Source organism: Streptomyces sp. P17, assembly GCF_032436805.1.
In the GTDB taxonomy this organism is placed as follows: Bacteria; Actinomycetota; Actinomycetes; order Streptomycetales; family Streptomycetaceae; genus Streptomyces.
Map to the genome: position 1 here is coordinate 42,453 of NZ_JAVRBF010000033.1, position 15,988 is coordinate 58,440.

At 70.1% G+C, this 15,988-nt stretch carries 14 protein-coding genes and 1 riboswitch; of the genes, 3 read left to right on the forward strand and 11 right to left on the reverse strand.

What is annotated here, in order from left to right; translation table 11 throughout:
- The first annotated feature begins 184 nt into the window (after window positions 1-184).
- Entirely contained in the window at window positions 185-2,224 is a 2,040-nt protein-coding gene (locus tag RMT89_RS21950) for a bifunctional glycosyltransferase 87/phosphatase PAP2 family protein (RefSeq protein ID WP_315885456.1), read from the forward strand.
- Here RMT89_RS21950 and RMT89_RS21955 read toward each other — a convergent pair.
- Both RMT89_RS21955 and RMT89_RS21960 read right to left on the reverse strand, forming a co-directional pair.
- A complete protein-coding gene (locus RMT89_RS21955; RefSeq protein ID WP_315885457.1) occupies window positions 2,187-3,842 on the reverse strand; it encodes a hypothetical protein in 1,656 nt (551 codons plus the stop codon). The genes RMT89_RS21950 and RMT89_RS21955 overlap by 38 nt on opposite strands.
- 87 nt (window positions 3,843-3,929) lie before the next feature.
- The gene (locus RMT89_RS21960; protein WP_315885458.1) at window positions 3,930-5,165 is read right to left on the reverse strand and encodes a cytochrome P450; all 1,236 of its coding nucleotides are present in this window, start codon (window positions 5,163-5,165) and stop codon (window positions 3,930-3,932) included.
- A gap of 215 nt (window positions 5,166-5,380) precedes the next feature.
- Between RMT89_RS21960 and RMT89_RS21965 the strand changes: the two genes are divergently transcribed.
- Entirely contained in the window at window positions 5,381-6,550 is a 1,170-nt protein-coding gene (locus RMT89_RS21965; protein WP_315885459.1) for a steroid 3-ketoacyl-CoA thiolase, read from the forward strand.
- On the opposite strand, the gene RMT89_RS21970 is transcribed toward RMT89_RS21965, so the two are convergent.
- Both RMT89_RS21970 and RMT89_RS21975 read right to left on the reverse strand, forming a co-directional pair.
- Complete coding sequence (locus RMT89_RS21970) at window positions 6,534-6,791, reverse strand: DUF397 domain-containing protein (RefSeq protein WP_315885460.1); 258 nt, start codon at window positions 6,789-6,791, stop codon at window positions 6,534-6,536. The genes RMT89_RS21965 and RMT89_RS21970 overlap by 17 nt on opposite strands.
- Window positions 6,772-7,599, reverse strand: coding sequence for a helix-turn-helix transcriptional regulator (locus tag RMT89_RS21975; protein ID WP_315885461.1), 828 nt, complete (start codon window positions 7,597-7,599; stop codon window positions 6,772-6,774). The genes RMT89_RS21970 and RMT89_RS21975 overlap by 20 nt, the downstream gene beginning before the upstream one ends.
- Window positions 7,600-7,727: 128 nt before the next feature.
- On the opposite strand from RMT89_RS21975, the gene RMT89_RS21980 reads away from it, so the two are divergent.
- Window positions 7,728-8,123: an ATP-binding protein gene (locus RMT89_RS21980; protein WP_315885462.1), complete on the forward strand. Its 396-nt coding sequence runs from the start codon at window positions 7,728-7,730 to the stop codon at window positions 8,121-8,123.
- A 181-nt stretch (window positions 8,124-8,304) separates the two neighbouring features.
- Here the strand turns inward: RMT89_RS21980 and RMT89_RS21985 are convergent, their stop codons facing one another.
- From RMT89_RS21985 to RMT89_RS22015, 7 genes are all read right to left on the reverse strand, one after another.
- A complete protein-coding gene (locus tag RMT89_RS21985) occupies window positions 8,305-8,715 on the reverse strand; it encodes a transglycosylase SLT domain-containing protein (RefSeq protein WP_315885463.1) in 411 nt (136 codons plus the stop codon).
- 337 nt (window positions 8,716-9,052) lie between these two features.
- Window positions 9,053-9,883 carry an ECF transporter S component gene (locus RMT89_RS21990; protein WP_315885464.1) on the reverse strand — a complete coding sequence of 277 codons (831 nt, stop codon included), beginning with the start codon at window positions 9,881-9,883 and terminating at the stop codon, window positions 9,053-9,055.
- Complete coding sequence (locus tag RMT89_RS21995) at window positions 9,880-11,601, reverse strand: ATP-binding cassette domain-containing protein (RefSeq protein WP_315885465.1); 1,722 nt, start codon at window positions 11,599-11,601, stop codon at window positions 9,880-9,882. The genes RMT89_RS21990 and RMT89_RS21995 overlap by 4 nt, the downstream gene beginning before the upstream one ends.
- A complete protein-coding gene (locus RMT89_RS22000) occupies window positions 11,598-12,710 on the reverse strand; it encodes an energy-coupling factor transporter transmembrane component T (protein ID WP_315885466.1) in 1,113 nt (370 codons plus the stop codon). The genes RMT89_RS21995 and RMT89_RS22000 overlap by 4 nt, the downstream gene beginning before the upstream one ends.
- Window positions 12,710-13,327 carry an SCO2322 family protein gene (locus tag RMT89_RS22005; protein WP_315885467.1) on the reverse strand — a complete coding sequence of 206 codons (618 nt, stop codon included), beginning with the start codon at window positions 13,325-13,327 and terminating at the stop codon, window positions 12,710-12,712. Before RMT89_RS22005 ends, RMT89_RS22000 begins: the two co-directional genes overlap by 1 nt.
- Window positions 13,324-14,526 (reverse strand): prenyltransferase/squalene oxidase repeat-containing protein, encoded by a 1,203-nt coding sequence (locus tag RMT89_RS22010; RefSeq protein ID WP_315885500.1) that lies wholly within the window; start codon window positions 14,524-14,526, stop codon window positions 13,324-13,326. The genes RMT89_RS22005 and RMT89_RS22010 overlap by 4 nt, the downstream gene beginning before the upstream one ends.
- Window positions 14,527-14,658: 132 nt before the next feature.
- Window positions 14,659-14,728, reverse strand: a riboswitch (cobalamin riboswitch).
- 169 nt (window positions 14,729-14,897) lie between these two features.
- On the reverse strand, window positions 14,898-15,923 hold the full coding sequence (locus RMT89_RS22015; protein ID WP_315885468.1) for an MBL fold metallo-hydrolase: 1,026 nt from the start codon (window positions 15,921-15,923) through the stop codon (window positions 14,898-14,900).
- Window positions 15,924-15,988: the final 65 nt, after the last annotated feature.

Genomic DNA, 15,988 nt, shown 5'->3' on the forward strand with positions numbered 1-15,988 from the left:
CGCCCTTCACAGGCGAGGTGAGCCGCTCGGGACTATCGTCATTCGGACAAAAGGAGAGCGGATGTCAGGTGAATCGGGGGTTGCCTGCGTCTCTTCCGGGGGTGGTGCGAGCCTCATAGGGTTCGTAACGGGATCTCGCGCGCTCGGGACGCGTGGGACTGACGGGGCGGGAGGCCGACGAGGCGTGGCGAATGCGGAGCACAGCGGGCGACCGGCGAATGCGTTCGGAGCGACGGCCGTCGGTACGGCCAGGGCACGCCTGCGCGCGGCCCGCATCGGGCTGTGGCTGCTCGCCGCCGTCCTCGCCGTACGACAGGTGACCGTCGTCCTCAGCACGCCCCGCGGGGAGCGGCTGACGGACCTGGCGACCTGGGTCGGTCCCAACGGCGTCCTGCATGTGAACGGTTCCCTCTACGACTCGACGCGGTTCACCGGCACCCCCTTCGGGGGACTTGTTCTCAAGCCGCTGACGAAGTCCGCCGAGCAGGCCCTCGGCTGGGGCTGGACCTTCGGCACCCTGCTCCTGGTGGTCGCCCTCGGCCTGGTGGCGGCGAGGGCTCTGCCGCAGCCCGTCAGCCGCAGGACCTCCCTGCTCGCCGCGCCCGTCGCCGTCAGCCTGCTGATGCTGTCCCTCCCGGTGCGCAACAGCTTCTGGCTCGGCCAGACCAGCATCATCCCCGTCCTGCTCGTCCTCCTCGGCTGCTTCGCCGTGCGCGGGCAGCGGGCCAGCGGCCTGCTCATCGGTTTCGCCGGCGCGCTCCAGCCGACGCTGCTCCTGCTCGCGCCCCTCCTCTGGTTCACCGGGCGCAAGCAGGCCGCCGCCACCACCGGCGCCACCTTCGGCGCCGCGACCCTGCTCGCCTGGGCCGCGATGCCGCAGGACTCGTACACCTACTGGGTGCACCACATGGCGGGCGTCGGGCTCGGGGGACGCGCCGACGACCTCGCCAACCAGTCGCTGCACGGCGCCCTGCTCCGGCTGGGCCTGGACGGACCGCTGGAGATCACGCTCTTCCTCGTACTCGCCGCCGCCGTCGCCGCGCTCGGGGTCAGACGGGCGGTGCGCTACGCCCGTGACGGGCAGTTGCTGCTCGCGGTCGCCATCACTGGCTGCGCCGCCATCGTCGCCTCGCCCACCGCATGGCAGCACCAGCTGCTGTGGGTGCTGCTCGCGGTCGTCGGCCGGGTCGGCAAGAAGGCCTCCGACCGGTACGTATGGCCGGTCGCCGTCGTCCTGGTGATGACGCTCCCGGCGAAGATGATGCTGCCGAACATGGCGGCCCTCTACCCGCTGCGTGACAACGTAGTCCTGCTGGCCGCGCTCGCCGCCGCCACCTTCGTGCCGTTCCTCTCCCGCACCTCGCCCTACTACCAGGCGCCGGTCCCGACGCCGTACGCCGATCCCGTCCCGACGCGCTTCAAGCACGTCCCGCTGCTGCCGTTCCTGCGCCGGGTCCTGGCCCGTCCGAACCTGCTGCTGGAACTGCTGCTGATCCGGGTCACCTACGCCGCCTACTCCAAGGTCCGCCTCGCCGCGACCGGAGGCAGCAACTCCGCGGGCCGGGAGCGCGCCGAGGAGCACGCGCAGCAGATCCTCGACCTCGAACGCTTCCTGCGCATCGACATCGAGTACGCGCTCAACCACGCCGTGGTGAAGGTCGACTTCCTGCGGAACTTCTTCGACTTCTACTACACGTCGTTCCACTTCGTGGTCCCGCTGACCGTCCTCGGCCTGCTCTACTGGCGCCGACCGGTCGACTACCGCTGGGCCCGCTCCGCCCTCGGCTTCGCCACCCTGCTCGCCCTGGTCGGCTTCTGGCTCTACCCGCTGGCCCCGCCGCGTCTGATGCCGGGCCTCGGGATCATCGACACCGTGCACGGCGTGCAGGACTTCACGAAGCCGGACTACGGCACACTCACCGCGCTGACCAACCAGTACGCGGCGATGCCCTCGCTGCACTTCGGCTGGTCGCTGTGGTGCGGGCTGGTCATCGCGATCGTCGCGCCGAAGGCGTGGATGAAGGCCCTCGGCCTCCTGCACCCCCTCCTCACGCTCACCGCGATCGTCGTCACCGGAAACCACTGGGTGCTGGACGCGGTGGGCGGCGCGGCCGTCGTCGGCGCCGGCTTCGGTCTGACGTATCTGCTCCAGGGCCCGCGCGCCCGGCTGGTGACGGCCCAGGCGGTCAGCAGCGAGCCGCTGAAGGACCGTACTCCGAGCTGATCCGGTACTCGCCGGGCGCGGTCACCGTGAGGCGGGTGAACTCCCCCTGCCGGGACAGGCATCCGCCCTCCGCCCGCAGCCAGCGCGAGTACGCCACCCGCACGGTCACCGAGCCCGGGCGCGGAAGGTGGACGACGAGGTCGGCGCCGGACGACCGCACGACGCTCGCGGGCGCCGATACGAGGGGTACGGCGTCCCGCACCCGGTAGATCCGCCAGTGGGCGTCCTGCCACACGGGCTCCAGCCACTCCGGCCGTTGTTCGCTGATGAGCCGCGCCTCGGCCTCGGCGTATCCGTCGGGCTTGCCGAGCGGCATCACCACCAGACCGACCGCCCACCGGTCCAGCCAGGCACGGTAGGTGGTGGCGCTGAAGGTGCCGTCGTAGAAGAGGCGGGCGCGTTCCATGTCGAGCTGGCGGTTCCAGCCGCGGGCCATGTTGATGTGCGGGGCGAGTGCGACGGCCTCGCGGTGGTTGCGGGCCGGGACGACCTCGACCCGGGTGCGGTCGGCGCCGAGGCCTTCCAGGGCCCGTACGACACCCTGCGTCTCGGCGGCCCAGGCGGGCACCACGGTGGAGACCCTCAGATCGTCGGCGGTCTTCTTGCCGACCCAGGCGACGGAGAGGACAAGGGCGGCGACGAGCAGATTCCGGCGTGCTTTTCGGAGCCCGGGTGCACTGAGCAGGGCCGCCAACAGCACGGCGGGCGCGAAGAGTTCCGCGAACCGCTCGACGTTCGTGCCCACGGGCGAGGGGATGAGATACGCCAGGACCGTCCCGGCCGCGTACACCGCACCGCTCCACCGGGCGACCCGCCAGGTGCGAGGCGCCAGCGCGGTGACGGCGAGACCGAGGACGACGGGCGGCCAGATGCGGGCCGGGGGCATCAACTGCTCGCCGGTGAACGGGAAGAGGAGCGTCGTCACGCCTACGACGAAGGCGGGCGGCACGAGCAGGGCCAGGGCCCGCCCCCAGTCCCGTACGAACAGCAGGGCCGCGCCCACGACCACCAGGAACAGGCCCGCCACCGGGCTGGCCATGGTCGCCAGTGCCGCGTACGCCACCGCGAGGGTGATCCGGCGCTCGCGGGTGAGCAGGAGGCAGGCGGCCAGACCGAAGGCGACACCCAGGGCGAAGGTCGTGCGGCCGGAGGCCACGTTGCACCACAGGGCGAGCGAGGCGAGCAGCGCCGGGCCCAGGGGTCTTCGGACCCCGGCCCGGCCGATGAGGACGGCCGCCAGCCAGGACGCGGCGAGCCCGGAGAGGACGGTGACCGTGCGCACACCGAGCGCGGCCATCAAGTACGGCGAGATCAGACTGTAGTTGGCGGTGTGCATCCCGCCGTACCAGAACAGGTTGTACGCCGAACCGCCGTGCCTGGAGGCGAAGCCCGCCCAGGCCTCCTGGGCCGCGAGATCACCGCCGCCGGTGGCGAGGACGAGCCACCACAGGGCGTACAGGGGCAGGGTGGGGGCGGTAGCCAGGAGCGGGACGCGGTGGCGCTCCCAGAGGGTGCGGAAGGATGGCTTCCGGAGTGAGGCCGTGCTTTCGGGCCGGGTGGCGGTGAGTTCGGCAGGGACCACGGTTGCGTAGACGCCGAATCGAACGGATTCGTTCATCGGTTGTCGGCCGACGACAGATTCCGGGTCTCGGGGGAGGCAGGGGCGGGGCGGGGGGATGAGGTGCTCCTGCCTCCCCCGGGTCTGTCAGGCCAGTTCGACCTGGAGATGCTTGACGCCGTTGATCCAGGCCGAGCGCAGCCGGTCCGGGTCGCCCGCCAGGCGCAGGTGGGGCATCGCGTCGGCGATGGCGTTGAAGATGAGGTCGATCTCCAGGACGGCCAGGGACTTGCCGAGGCAGTAGTGCGGGCCTCCGCCGCCGAAGCCGAGATGCGGGTTCGGGTCGCGGGTGATGTCGAAGGCGTCCGGGTTCTCGAAGACCTCGGGGTCGCGGTTGGCGGAGGCGTAGAACACACCCACCCGGTCGCCCTTCTTGATCAGCTTGCCGCCCAGCTCCGTGTCCTGGGTGGCGGTGCGCTGGAAGGAGTTGACCGGGGTCGCCCAGCGGACGATCTCCTCGGCCGCCGTCTCGGGCCGCTCCCTCTTGTACAGCTCCCACTGCTCGGCGTGGGTGAGGAAGGCGTGCATGCCGTGCGTGATGGCGTTACGGGTGGTCTCGTTGCCCGCGACGGACAGCATCAGCACGAAGAAGCCGAACTCGTCGGAGCCGAGGTTGCCTTCGTCCTCGGCGGAGACCAGCGTGGTGACGATGTCCTTGGCGGGGCACTGCTTGCGGTCGGCGGCCATGTTCATCGCGTAGGCGATGAGTTCGGTGGCCGACTCGGCGCCGACCTCCTCGGTGATCGCGTACTCGGGATCGTCGTACGAGATCATCTTGTTGGACCAGTCGAAGATCTTGGCCCGGTCGTCCTGGGGGATGCCGATCAGCTCGGCGATGGCCTGGAGGGGCAGTTCGCAGGCGACCTGGGTGACGAAGTCGAAGGGGCCGGGGTTCGCGCGGGCCTCGGTGACGATCGAGTGCGCCCGGTCGCGCAGGCGCTGCTCCAACGCCCGTATCGCGCGCGGGGTGAAGACCCGCTGCACGATCTGGCGGACCCGGGTGTGCTCGGGCGGGTCCATGTTCAGCAGGATCAGCCGCTGCGCGTCGATCGCGTCGCGCTCGATGTGCTCGTTGAAGCGGATGATCGCGGTGTTGACCCAGGAGGAGAAGAGTTCCGGGTGCGTGGAGACGTACTTGACGTCCGCGTGCCGGGTGACGGCCCAGTACCCCTCGTCCTGGAAGCCGGCCAGATTGCCCGGCTGCGGGATCCAGCGCACCGGTTCGGCCCGGCGCAGCTCGGCGTACTCCGGGAAGGGGACGCGGTGTCGGAGGAGGTCGGGGTCGGTGAAGTCGAACCCGTCGGGAAGCGCTGGACAGGGCATGGCGGCTCCAGCCATTGGCCAACTCGGGGCGGTGATCTGACGGCCCATCAGTTATCGCGCAACGTAACGGCGGGCCCCGAAGACTGCAAGACCCTTGCGGTGATGGGCGTCACATCAGCAGACTGCACACAGAACTAGAACACGTACTAGTTGTCGGATCTAGTTGCAGGTCTCGTTGTCAGGTCTGCTGGTTCTGGACGAGAGGACCGCCCCCCATGGCCGCCGAACCCGTGATCGTCGAAGCCGTCCGCACCCCCATTGGCAAGCGCGGCGGCGCGCTGGCCAATCTGCACCCCGCCTACCTCCTGGGCGAGACCTACCGTGAACTCCTCGGCCGCACCGGCATCCCCGCCGACTGCGTCGAGCAGATCGTCGGCGGTACGGTCACCCACGCCGGCGAGCAGTCCATGAACCCCGCGCGCACGGCCTGGCTCACGATGGGTCTGCCGTACGAGACGGCGGCGACGACCGTCGACTGCCAGTGCGGGTCCTCGCAGCAGGCCTCGCACATGAGCGCGAACATGATCGCGGCCGGGGTCATCGACGTCGGTATCTCCTGCGGCGTCGAGGCGATGTCCCGGGTGCCGCTGGGCTCCGGCTCCAAGCACGGCCCCGGCAAGCCGTTCCCGGACGAGTGGAACGTGGACCTGCCCAACCAGTTCGAGGCGGCGGAGCGGATCGCGCGTCATCGGGGGCTGACGCGGGAGAACGTCGACTCGCTGGGGCTGCTGTCGCAGGAACGGGCCGCCGTCGCGTGGGCCGAGGAGCGGTTCAAGCGGGAGACGTTCGCGGTGCAGGTGCCGACGACCGAGGACGAGCAGCGCGCGGGCCAGGGCATGTGGCGCCTCGTGGACCGGGACGAGGGGCTCCGCGACACCTCCATGGAGGCGCTGGCCCGACTGAAGCCGGTCATGCCGACCGCCGTCCATACGGCTGGCAACTCGTCCCAGATCAGCGACGGCGCCGCGGCCATCATGTGGGCGTCGAAACGGATGGCACGGGCACTGAAGCTGCGCCCGCGTGCGCGGATCGTGGCGCAGGCGCTGGTCGGCGCCGACCCGCACTTCCACCTCGACGGTCCGATCGACGCGACGAAAGCGGTACTGGGCAAGGCGGGGATGTCCCTGAGGGACATCGACCTCGTCGAGATCAACGAGGCCTTCGCCTCCGTGGTGTTGAGCTGGGCCCAGGTCTTCGAGCAGAGCCTGGAGAAGGTCAACGTGAACGGCGGTGGAATCGCGCTGGGGCATCCGGTGGGGGCGACGGGGGCGCGGCTGATCACGACGGCACTTCATGAACTGGAGCGTGCGGACAAGGAGTTCGCGCTGGTGACCATGTGCGCCGGTGGCGGGCTGGCCACCGGCACGATCATTCAGCGGTTGTAGTCGACGTCCAGGTGACGAAGGTAGTGAACGCGGCGGGGTCGAGGGTGAGGATCGGCCCCGCAGGGTTCTTGGAGTCGCGGATGGCGATGCAGTGGGTGGCTTCGGCGATTTCGACGCAGGAGCCACCCTGGTCGCCGCTGTACGTGGACTTGCGCCAGGCGAGGAGCCCGATCGGCGCGCATTCGACGCAATCGCCGCCCTGGTCGCTGCTGTAGCTGGACTTACGCCAGTTGCTCTCCATAGCGGTCCTCCATCACGCGCCGGATCAGCTCCGCCGAGTCTTTTAGCGAGAGTGCGGCGGCTTGAAGATGATCGTAACGGAGCGAGCAGTCCTTGACGGTGTCCGGGTTGGCGGTGGGGTGCCCGCTGCCGTAGCCCTCCGTGTAGACGATGGTCGGATCGCTGGGAAAGCGGTAGAGGTTGAACGAGCCTGTCAGCCCCGCATGCGCCCCTGCCGTGAACGGCAGCACCTGGATGTTGATGAGCGGGTTGCTCTCGAAGGACAGCAGGTGAGCGAGTTGCTCGCGCATGACCTCGCGGCTGCCGATCTCCTGATGCAACGCCGCCTCGCTGAGGATCATCCAGAAGACCGGCGGCTCCTCCTTCTCGAAGATGCGCTGACGGGCGAGTCGTACCGCCGTGCGGTCGTCGAGGTTGGTTTCGTCGAGTACGCCGAGAACTGCGCGGACGTAGCCCTTGGTCTGGAGGAGACCGTGGACCATGTGCGTCTGGAAGGTGCAGATTTCGACGGCCCGGACTTCGAGCTCGGCCACCTGCTGAAACCAGGCCGGAAGTTGACTGCGCATCACCAGGACGACCAGCCGGGACAGTAACCCGCCCGTCCCCAGAGCCGCGTCCGCGCGGTCGCTGAACTCCGGTGTCGGGAGTTTCCGGGCGGTCTCGATCTGGCCCACCAGCGACCCGGTGTAGTTGACGATGTCACCCAACTGGCGCTGAGTGAGACCGGCGGCCTCTCGATACCGCCGCAACTCGAAGCCGTAGTAGTCGAGAGGCGAGGCCCCCGGATCCAGAACGTTGACGTGCGTCACGAAGTGCCCCCACTCCAGAGCATGTTGTATCCGGCCTGTAGCCCAGAGTAGTTGCGCGAGGTCAGGCTCGTACCGTGAACGAATACATTCCCCCTACTCTCGCCACGCCCCACACGGTTCAGTACGCCATGAACCTCACCGTCGGTGAGCATTCGGCGCGGCACATCCGCCGCATCGTGCGCTCGCTGCTGGCCGACTGGGAGGTGCCGGAGCTGTACGACGCGGTGGCGCTGGGTGTGACGGAGCTGGTCGCCAATGTCGTACGCCATGTCCCGGACCGCCGCTGCCGGGTGGTCATGCTGCGGCAGGGGGCCGGGGTGCGGGTGGAGGTGGCGGACGGGTGTGCGGAAGTCCCGTGCATGCAGGGCGGGTTGCCGTCGGACTCGGAGGGCGGGCGGGGGCTGGTGCTGCTCTGTGAGGTGGCCGACAAGTGGGGGGTTGATCGGCGGTGTGGGGGTGGGAAGACGGTGTGGTTCGAGTGCGGGGAGGCTGCCTGCTTGGCCGTTGAGAGGGCGACGGAATGACCGGTGCGCCGCTTCCACTCCGGCGAGATCGCGAATGCGTGGTCCTTGTTCGAGGCGGTGTACCGGGACTCGTACCACCCCGTGGTGAGGTAACTGGCGCGCAGGCCGGCCCCGGAGCTCGTCAAATGAAACCGCACCCGTGCGGACACGGGTGCGGTTCTCTGCGCGTGGGTGGCTCGGCTCAGTACCAGCCGTTGGCCTGCCAGAAGTTCCAGGCGCCGCAGGGGCTGCCGTAGCGGTCCTTCATGTAGTCGACGCCCCACTTGATCTGGGTGGCGGGGTTGGTCTTCCAGTCGGAGCCGGCGGAGGCCATCTTCGAGCCGGGGAGGGCCTGGACGAGGCCGTATGCGCCGGACGAGGCGTTGGTGGCGTTCACGTTCCAGTCGCTCTCGTTGTCGACGATGTTGGAGAAGCACTGGTACTGGGCCGAGTCGCCGATCATCTTCTTCGCGGTCGCCTGGGCCGAGGACGCCTCGGCGGCCTGAGCGGGCGCCGCGGCGAAGATCGCACCGGCGGCGGCAGCTGCCACGGCGGTACCGGCGAGGGCCTTCTTCGGGGTGGCGATGCTGCGGAGGAAGGAAGTGGCGGACAAGGCGGTGACCTTTCGTCGGGGGCGGTGTGGCCGCGGCATGTCGGAACCACACGGTGTGTGGCGGGGACATGCGTCGGCGCCGAGGCCCGTGGGGCTCGTCGGCGCCGTGCGACGTCATCCAGAGAAACAGGCTCGGCAGGGGTCCGCAATGCCCCCTTTTGCTAGTTGTGGTCGTATGTGGGGTACACGCTTCTCGTGTGATGTGGCTCTCAATGTGCAGGTCGGGGGCTGTTTTGGCGTGGACATGGCGTCCGGAATGTCCAACTAGGTCGGATCGTAGGTGATGTGGGTCATGTGGGGTGGTTCACCGCTGCGGTGACAGGGTGTTCCTTGAGGCTTACGCAGTGGGTTGGTCGAATGTGACCGGCGCCTCGAAAGCCGCCCTCCTCGTGGCTCGGCGGAGCGCCTTGAGGATCGCCGGGCCGAGAGTCAGGGTCAGCACGACCGTCACCAGGGCTCGGCCCAGGTCCCAGCCGAGGGAGGTGGCCAGGCAGTAGACGACGAAGCGGGCGAGGTTGGTGCCAACGCCCGCGTCGGGGTCGTAGGCGATGTTGGAGGCCTGTTCCTTCAGGAAGGGCCAGCCCGCGAGGTTCGTCAGCGCGCCGTAGGCGAAGGCGGCGAGGAAGCCGTACGCGGCGATCAGCAGGAGTTCCGCGCGGCCCCGGAGCCTGTCCTGGCCCGGGAGCAGGCCCGCGCCCATCGTGAACCAGCCCATCGCCAGCATCTGGAACGGCATCCATGGCCCGACTCCACCCGTGAGCAGGGCCGACGCGAACATGCTCAGCGAGCCGAGCACGAAGCCGAAGCCCGGGCCGAGGACGCGGCCGCTGAGCAGCATCAGGAAGAACATCGGCTCGATGCCGGCCGTACCCGCGCCGAGGGGGCGGAGGGCTGCGCCCGTCGCCGCGAGTACGCCGAGCATCGCCACCGCCTTCGGGCCCAGGCCGGACTCCGAGATCGTCGCCGCTACGACCGCGACCAAGAGGATCAGCAGCGCCGCGAAGAGCCACGGGGCGTCCTGGGCGTGCGCGCTCGCCTGGGATTCGGGCGGGGCGAAGAGGGGCCAGCCGATGGCGCCCAGGCCGACCGCGCTGACGAGGATCAGGGCGGCTATGGATCGGGGGCCCAGGCGGATGGGGCGGGACTGGGGGGTTGGCTGCGGGGTCATGCGAGGGCCTGCTTGACCTGGGCGACCGTCAGCCAGTGCTGGGGGGCGAGGATCTTGGTGACCTGGGGGGCGAAGGAGGGGGACGACACCACGACGTCTGCTGTGGGGCCGTCTGCGATTACCTCTCCCTCTGCGAGCAGGAGCACTCGGTTGGCCAGTTCTGCGGCCAGTTCCACGTCGTGGGTGGCCAGGACTATGGCGTGGCCCTCTGCCGCGAGTGCGCGCAGGACCTTGATCAGGCGGGCCTTCGCCGCGTAGTCGAGGCCTCGGGTCGGTTCGTCGAGGAGGAGCAGGGGTGGGCGGGCGGTCAGGACGACGGCCAGTGCGAGCGCGAGGCGCTGGCCTTCCGAGAGGTCTCGGGGGTGGGTGTCGTCTGTGACGCCGGGGAGGAGGTCGGTGACGAGGGTGCGGCACGTGCCGGGGGCTGCGCCGGCGTCCGTGTCGGCTGCGGTGCATTCGGCGGCGACTGTGTCTGCGTAGAGGAGGTCCAGCGGTTCTTGGGGTACGAGGCCTACTTGGCGGACGAGGGTGGAGGGCGGGGTGCGGTGGGGGGTTACGCCGCCTACTTGGACTGTGCCCTTGGTGGGTTCGAGCAGGCCGACCAGCGCGTTGAGCAGGGTGGATTTTCCGGCGCCGTTTCGGCCCATCAGGGCGATGGTTTCGCCGGGGATGATGGTGAGGTCGACTTTGCGCAGGGCGCGGACCGCTCCGCGGGTGATGGCGAGGGCTTTTACTTCGGCTGCGTAAGGGGATTGGGGGGCGGGCTGAAGGTCGGGGGTGCGGTGGAACCAGCGGCGGGGGGTGGCGCCCAGTGGGGTGGGGGCTGCGGTTTGTGGGCGGCTGCGGGCTGTCTGTGGCTGGTCGCGCAGTTCCCCGCGCCCCTTGAGGGAGTTGACGTCCCACTTGTTGAGCTGTTCCCGCAAGTCCGCTGACCTTCGCCGTGCGTCCCGCACCGTCAGGGGGAGGGGGCTCCAGCCCGCCAGGCGGCCCAGGTCCACCACCGGTGGGGTCACCGGGGAGATCGCCATTACGTCTGCCGGGGTGCCGAGGACCGGGGCCGCGCCCGGTGATGGGAGCAGGGCTACCTGGTCGGCGTACTGGATGACCCGTTCCAGCCGGTGTTCGGCCAGCAGGATTGTTGTGCCCAGGTCGTGGACCAGGCGTTGGAGGACTGCCAGGACTTCTTCCGCTGCTGCGGGGTCCAGGGCTGAGGTGGGTTCGTCGAGGATGAGGACCTGGGGGTGGGGGGTGAGGACCGAGCCGATCGCCACGCGCTGCTGTTGGCCGCCGGAGAGGGTCGCTATCGGGCGGTTGCGGAGGTCGGCCAGTCCCAGGAGGTCGAGGGTTTCCTCCACCCTGCGGCGCATGACGTCCGGGGCCAGGCCCAAGGACTCCATTCCGTAGGCGAGTTCGTCCTCGACGGTGTCCGTCACGAAGTGGGACAGCGGGTCCTGGCCCACCGTGCCCACGATGTCGGCCAGTTCGCGGGGTTTGTGGGTGCGGGTGTCCCGGCCGGCCACCGTGACCCGGCCGCGGAGGGTGCCGCCGGTGAAGTGGGGGACGAGGCCGCTGACCGCGCCCAGGATCGTGGACTTGCCCACGCCGGACGGGCCCACGAGCAGGACGAGTTCGCCCTCCGGGACCTCGAAGTCGACGTTCTGGACGGTGGGTTCGCTCTGGCCGTCGTACGTCACGGAGACGTTCTCGAAGCGGATCACGACGGCTCCTTCGGGGTGGGGGCGAGGGCGGCCGGGAGCAGGCCGAGGAGGATCGCTGCCGCTGGCCAGAGGGGGAGGGTGGGGGCGGTCAGGGGGATGACGCCCGGTTCGAGGGCGGCGGGATCCTTCGACGCGGCCAGGAACATGAGCGCCGCCACCGCTGTGCCGGAGGCCGTGACCAGCCAGGCCCGGGCGTCCCAGGGGTCCGGGCGGTAGCGGGTGCGGGTGGCTCGGCGGCCGCCCAGGCGTAGGCCGATGAGGGCCGCGGTGAGACCGGTGAGGAGGACGGGGAGGCCGTACGCGCCGCCTTCCGCCGTCAGTACGCCGTAGGTGCCCGCGCAGACTCCGAGGAGTCCGCCGAGGGTGAGGGCGGTGGTGGTACGGCGTACGGCTGGGGGGACGTCGGCGGTGCGGCCGTAGCCTCTCGCGTCCATGGCGGCGGCCAGCGCGACCGAGCGTTCCAGGGCGCCTTCCAGGACGGGGAGGCCTACCTGGAGCAGGCCTCGGATTCCATTGTCCGGGCGGCCCCTCAGACGGCGGGCGGCTCGTAGGCGCTGGACGTCCGCGATCAGGTTCGGGGCGAAGGTGAGGGCGACCACTACCGCCACGCCCATCTCGTACAGGGCGCCCGGGAGGCATTTGAGGAGGCGGGTGGGGTTGGCCAGGGCGTTCGCGGCGCCAACGCAGATCAGGAGCGTGGCGAGCCGCAGCGCGTCGTAGAGGGCGAAGACGATCCCCTCCGCGTGTACTCGGCCGCCTATGCGGATGCCTTGGGCCCAGTCGGGGAGGGGGATTTCGGGGAGGGTGACGAGGGTGTGGGTGCCGGGGATGGGGGAGCCGAGGAGGATGGCGAAGGCCAGGCGGATGAGGACTACGGCCAGGGCGAGTTTGAGGAAGGCGTTGTAGGAGCGGGACCAGGGGGTGTTCTGGCGGCAGGTCGTTACCACGTACGCGGATGTCGCTATGAGGAGGGTCAGGAGGAGGGGGTTGGTGGTGCGGGTTGCTGCGGTACCGAGGGCCAGGGCCCAGAGCCACCAGGCGCCGGGGTGCAGGGGTGCGCGGGGTTGGGGCTGGGTGGGATGCCCGCCAGGCGCCCGCATCCTGGCCATCACGCCCGCCGTCGGCGCGCCTGCCAGATCGCCGCCGCTCCCAAGGTTGCTACGCCCGCCGCACCTGCCCACAGGCCCACGGACGGGTTGTCGTTCTTCTTCGTGTTCTTGTTCGTCGTCTTCGCGACCTGCTCTCCGCAACCCGCGCTCGGGTAGCCCGCGATCGCGCAGAGCAGGGCGTTCGAGTCGTAGCGGAGGGGTTTGGCAACCGAGGCCAGGGCCTCTGCCGTCGTCGCGTCCTCCGCCACCCGGGCGCAGGCCGTGCGGAGCTTCGGTGGGGTTTCTCCTGACGGGGACTCCGACTTCGTGCCGAAGTCGATTACCAGGGCCACTCTCTTCCGGCCGTCCTGCGCGGGCGTTCTCGCGCAGACCGTGCCGAAGTTCGCCGTGCTGCGTGGGGTCGCCGCGTCCGACGAGTCCTCGCTCAGGGTGAAGCGGAAGCCCTGGACGTCACCGTCGGAGGGGACCGCCATGGAGGGGCCCTGGGTGGCGTACATCCAGGACGAGCCCTCGCGGTCCCAGAAGGACCAGTAGCGGTAACTGGCGGCCTGGGCCGAGGGCGTGGCCGCACACAGGGCGAGTGTGGCCAGCAGCAGCGCGCCGGCGCGGCGGATCACAGCTGCTGCCCCTTGTTGCGGCTGCTGATCAGGAAGCCGACGCCGATGCCCGCGACCAGGCCGACGCCGATGATCCACCAGACGCTGACGCCACCGTCGTCCTCGTCCTTCTTCTCCTCGGCCGGCGCGGTGGCCTTCGGCTCCGGGCCCGTCGCGTTGAGCTGCTTCACCAGGTCCGTGCCGCCGAAGTCGCGCGGGTCGGCGCCCGCCACGGAGGCGGCGAGGATCAGCTGGGCGTAGGCCGCGGGGCCGTTCTGCTTCGCCCAGTCCGCGGAGTTCTGCTCCAGCCACGTCAGCGGCTGCTGCGCCGCCTTCGGACCGCCCGTCACGGCCAGCGCGACGACCGCGTCGGCGGTGTTGCCGTAGTCCGGCCGGTCCTCGGCGCCGGCGAGGGCGGACTTCAGGTAGCCGTCCTTCTTCACCGACTCGGCCAGGTAGGACGCGCCGTTGGTCGCGGCCTGCTCCGGAGTGAGGTCGGAGGCGTCGGTGCAGACGGGGTCCGCGGACTCACCTGCGGCCCTCGCCGTCACCATGCTCATGTCCAGGGCCCCGACCACCGCCGCCGCGGTCGCGTCGGCGTTGGCGGTCAGCTTGCCCTTCTTGTCCGGCTGGTAGGCGAAGGCACCCGAGTCGGTACAGGGCAGGGCAAGGTCCAGCAGGGCGTCGTACGGCGACTTGCCGTCCTTCTTGACGTCCTCGGAGTCGCCCCAGGTGTTGAGTGCGCCGATCACCACCGCCGTGGAGTTCGCGTCGCTCGGCCCGCCGGGCAGGTAACCCCAGCCGCCGTCCTTGTTCTGCACGGACTTCAGCCAGGTCACCGCCTTCTTGATCGGGACCTCCTGCTCACCGACGGCGGACAGGGCCTGAACCGCCGCGGCCGTGCTGTTGGTGTCGGCCATGACCTTGGCGTCACAGGCCGTGGCGGGCTCGGCGCGGAAGGCCGCGAACGCCCCATTCGCGCACTGCTGCCCGACCAGCCAGTTGATGGCCTTCGCGGCGGGCTTCACGTCCACCCGGAACTGGGCGATCAGCGCCAGGGACTGCCGCCAGACACCGTCGTACGTCGGGTCCGTGGTGCCGTAAAGACCGGAGGGGATCGCCACGGACGGCGACGGGGACGGGGACGCGGCCATGACGGGCGTGGCCGTGCCGATCACTGCGGTGGCGGCCAGGACCGCGGCGCTGCGGCGGACGTTCATGATCGGCGGGTGCCTCTCCCTGATGGGAGCCGGGCAGCACGGGACGACCCCGGGCGGCTCGGCTCCGTAGACCTCGACGGTGCCGTACGGCGGCGGGCTGCCGACGCACGTGAGCCGTTCACGTACCGCGCGGGGCAGTCCGGCTCGCAGCGCTGGGCTGCTCACGGTTGCGGGTCAGCGCCGGATTTGCACCGGCTTCCCCCCGTACGGGTGTGATGACGACGCCGCCACTCTACCGGCCCGTAGGGAAGCGGCCGGGGGGACGGGGTACGTTCGCGCATGGGGATCACGGGGAAGATGATCGGCTCGGGGCGGGCGTCCGCAACCCCCTCGTTTACGAGGGGGAGGAGTCACGATCCCGTACTACACCCTCATACGGCCGTGTACGTCACCGGATCGCTTCCCGTCACCGCCTCCGCCCTCCCCAGCTTCACCAGCCGGCGCAGATGCGACTCGGCCTCCGACACCGCGATGTTCCTTGATCCGTAGGGGATTTGGTCCCAGGGCCGGTTCCACTCCATGCGCTCGGCGAGCTGCCAGGCGGTGAGGGGCTCGCGGAGGAGGGAGAGGAGGTCGGTGAGGCGGGTCTCGTGGTGGACGAGGAGGGCTCGTACGCGTCCCGCCGCATCCGTGAACGCGTGCTGGTGGGCCGGGAGGATCTCGGCGGGGGACAGACGGGCTACGCGTTCGAGGGAGTCGAGGTAGTCGCCGAGGGGGTCGGTGACGGTGGTGTCGTCGGGGTCCTCGTACAGGCCGATGTGCGGGGTGATCTCCGGGAGTACGTGGTCGCCGGAGAACAGGCGCCCGTGGCCGGGGAGTTGGGCGGGGTGCGCCTCCTCCAGATGCAGGCAGACATGGCCCGGTGTGTGGCCCGGGGTCCAGATCGCGCGCAGGCGGCGGCCGGGGAGGTCGAGGAGTTCGCCCGGGACGATCTCCCGGTCCGGCAGGGCGGGCGAGAGGCCGGGCAGGGTACGGCGGCGGGCGCCGCGCAGGGGCGCCACATGCTCCTCCGGGGCGCCGGCCGCCGTGAGCTTCGCCGCCATGTACGTGAACCAGCGCTCGGGTTCGGCCGATCGCGTACGGCGCACGATCGCCGTGTCCGCCTCATGCATCGCGATCCAGGCACCGGAGGCCTCACGCACCTTGCCGGACAGGCCGTGGTGGTCGGGGTGATGGTGGGTGACCACCACCCCGTGGACCTCCGCGACCGCGGTACCGCAGGCCGCCAGCCCCGCGGTGAGGGTGTCCCAGGAGCCCGGATCGTCCCATCCGGTGTCGACCAGCACCGGGCCCCGGTCGGTGTCGACGACGTAGACGAGGGTGTGGCCGAGGGGATTGTCCGGGATGGGGACCTCGATGGACCGGACGCCCCCGCCGTGATCGTACGTCTTCGTCATCTGCCCCTCCGCGTCGCGGTCATTGCCCACTATAACTAGAACTGGTATCAGTTCTGAGGCAGCGT

Bases quoted from the DNA above. Each gene is read 5' to 3' on its own strand.
- RMT89_RS22010 (WP_315885500.1), bottom strand. From the start codon at position 14,526: ATGAACGTCCGCCGCAGCGCCGCGGTCCTGGCCGCCACCGCAGTGATC.
- RMT89_RS21965 (WP_315885459.1), top strand. From the start codon at position 5,381: ATGGCCGCCGAACCCGTGATCGTCGAAGCCGTCCGCACCCCCATTGGC.
- RMT89_RS21955 (WP_315885457.1), bottom strand. From the start codon at position 3,842: ATGAACGAATCCGTTCGATTCGGCGTCTACGCAACCGTGGTCCCTGCC.
- RMT89_RS22015 (WP_315885468.1), bottom strand. From the start codon at position 15,923: ATGACGAAGACGTACGATCACGGCGGGGGCGTCCGGTCCATCGAGGTC.
- RMT89_RS21970 (WP_315885460.1), bottom strand. From the start codon at position 6,791: ATGGAGAGCAACTGGCGTAAGTCCAGCTACAGCAGCGACCAGGGCGGC.
- RMT89_RS22000 (WP_315885466.1), bottom strand. From the start codon at position 12,710: ATGGCCAGGATGCGGGCGCCTGGCGGGCATCCCACCCAGCCCCAACCC.
- RMT89_RS21990 (WP_315885464.1), bottom strand. From the start codon at position 9,883: ATGACCCCGCAGCCAACCCCCCAGTCCCGCCCCATCCGCCTGGGCCCC.
- RMT89_RS21980 (WP_315885462.1), top strand. From the start codon at position 7,728: ATGAACCTCACCGTCGGTGAGCATTCGGCGCGGCACATCCGCCGCATC.
- RMT89_RS21960 (WP_315885458.1), bottom strand. From the start codon at position 5,165: ATGCCCTGTCCAGCGCTTCCCGACGGGTTCGACTTCACCGACCCCGAC.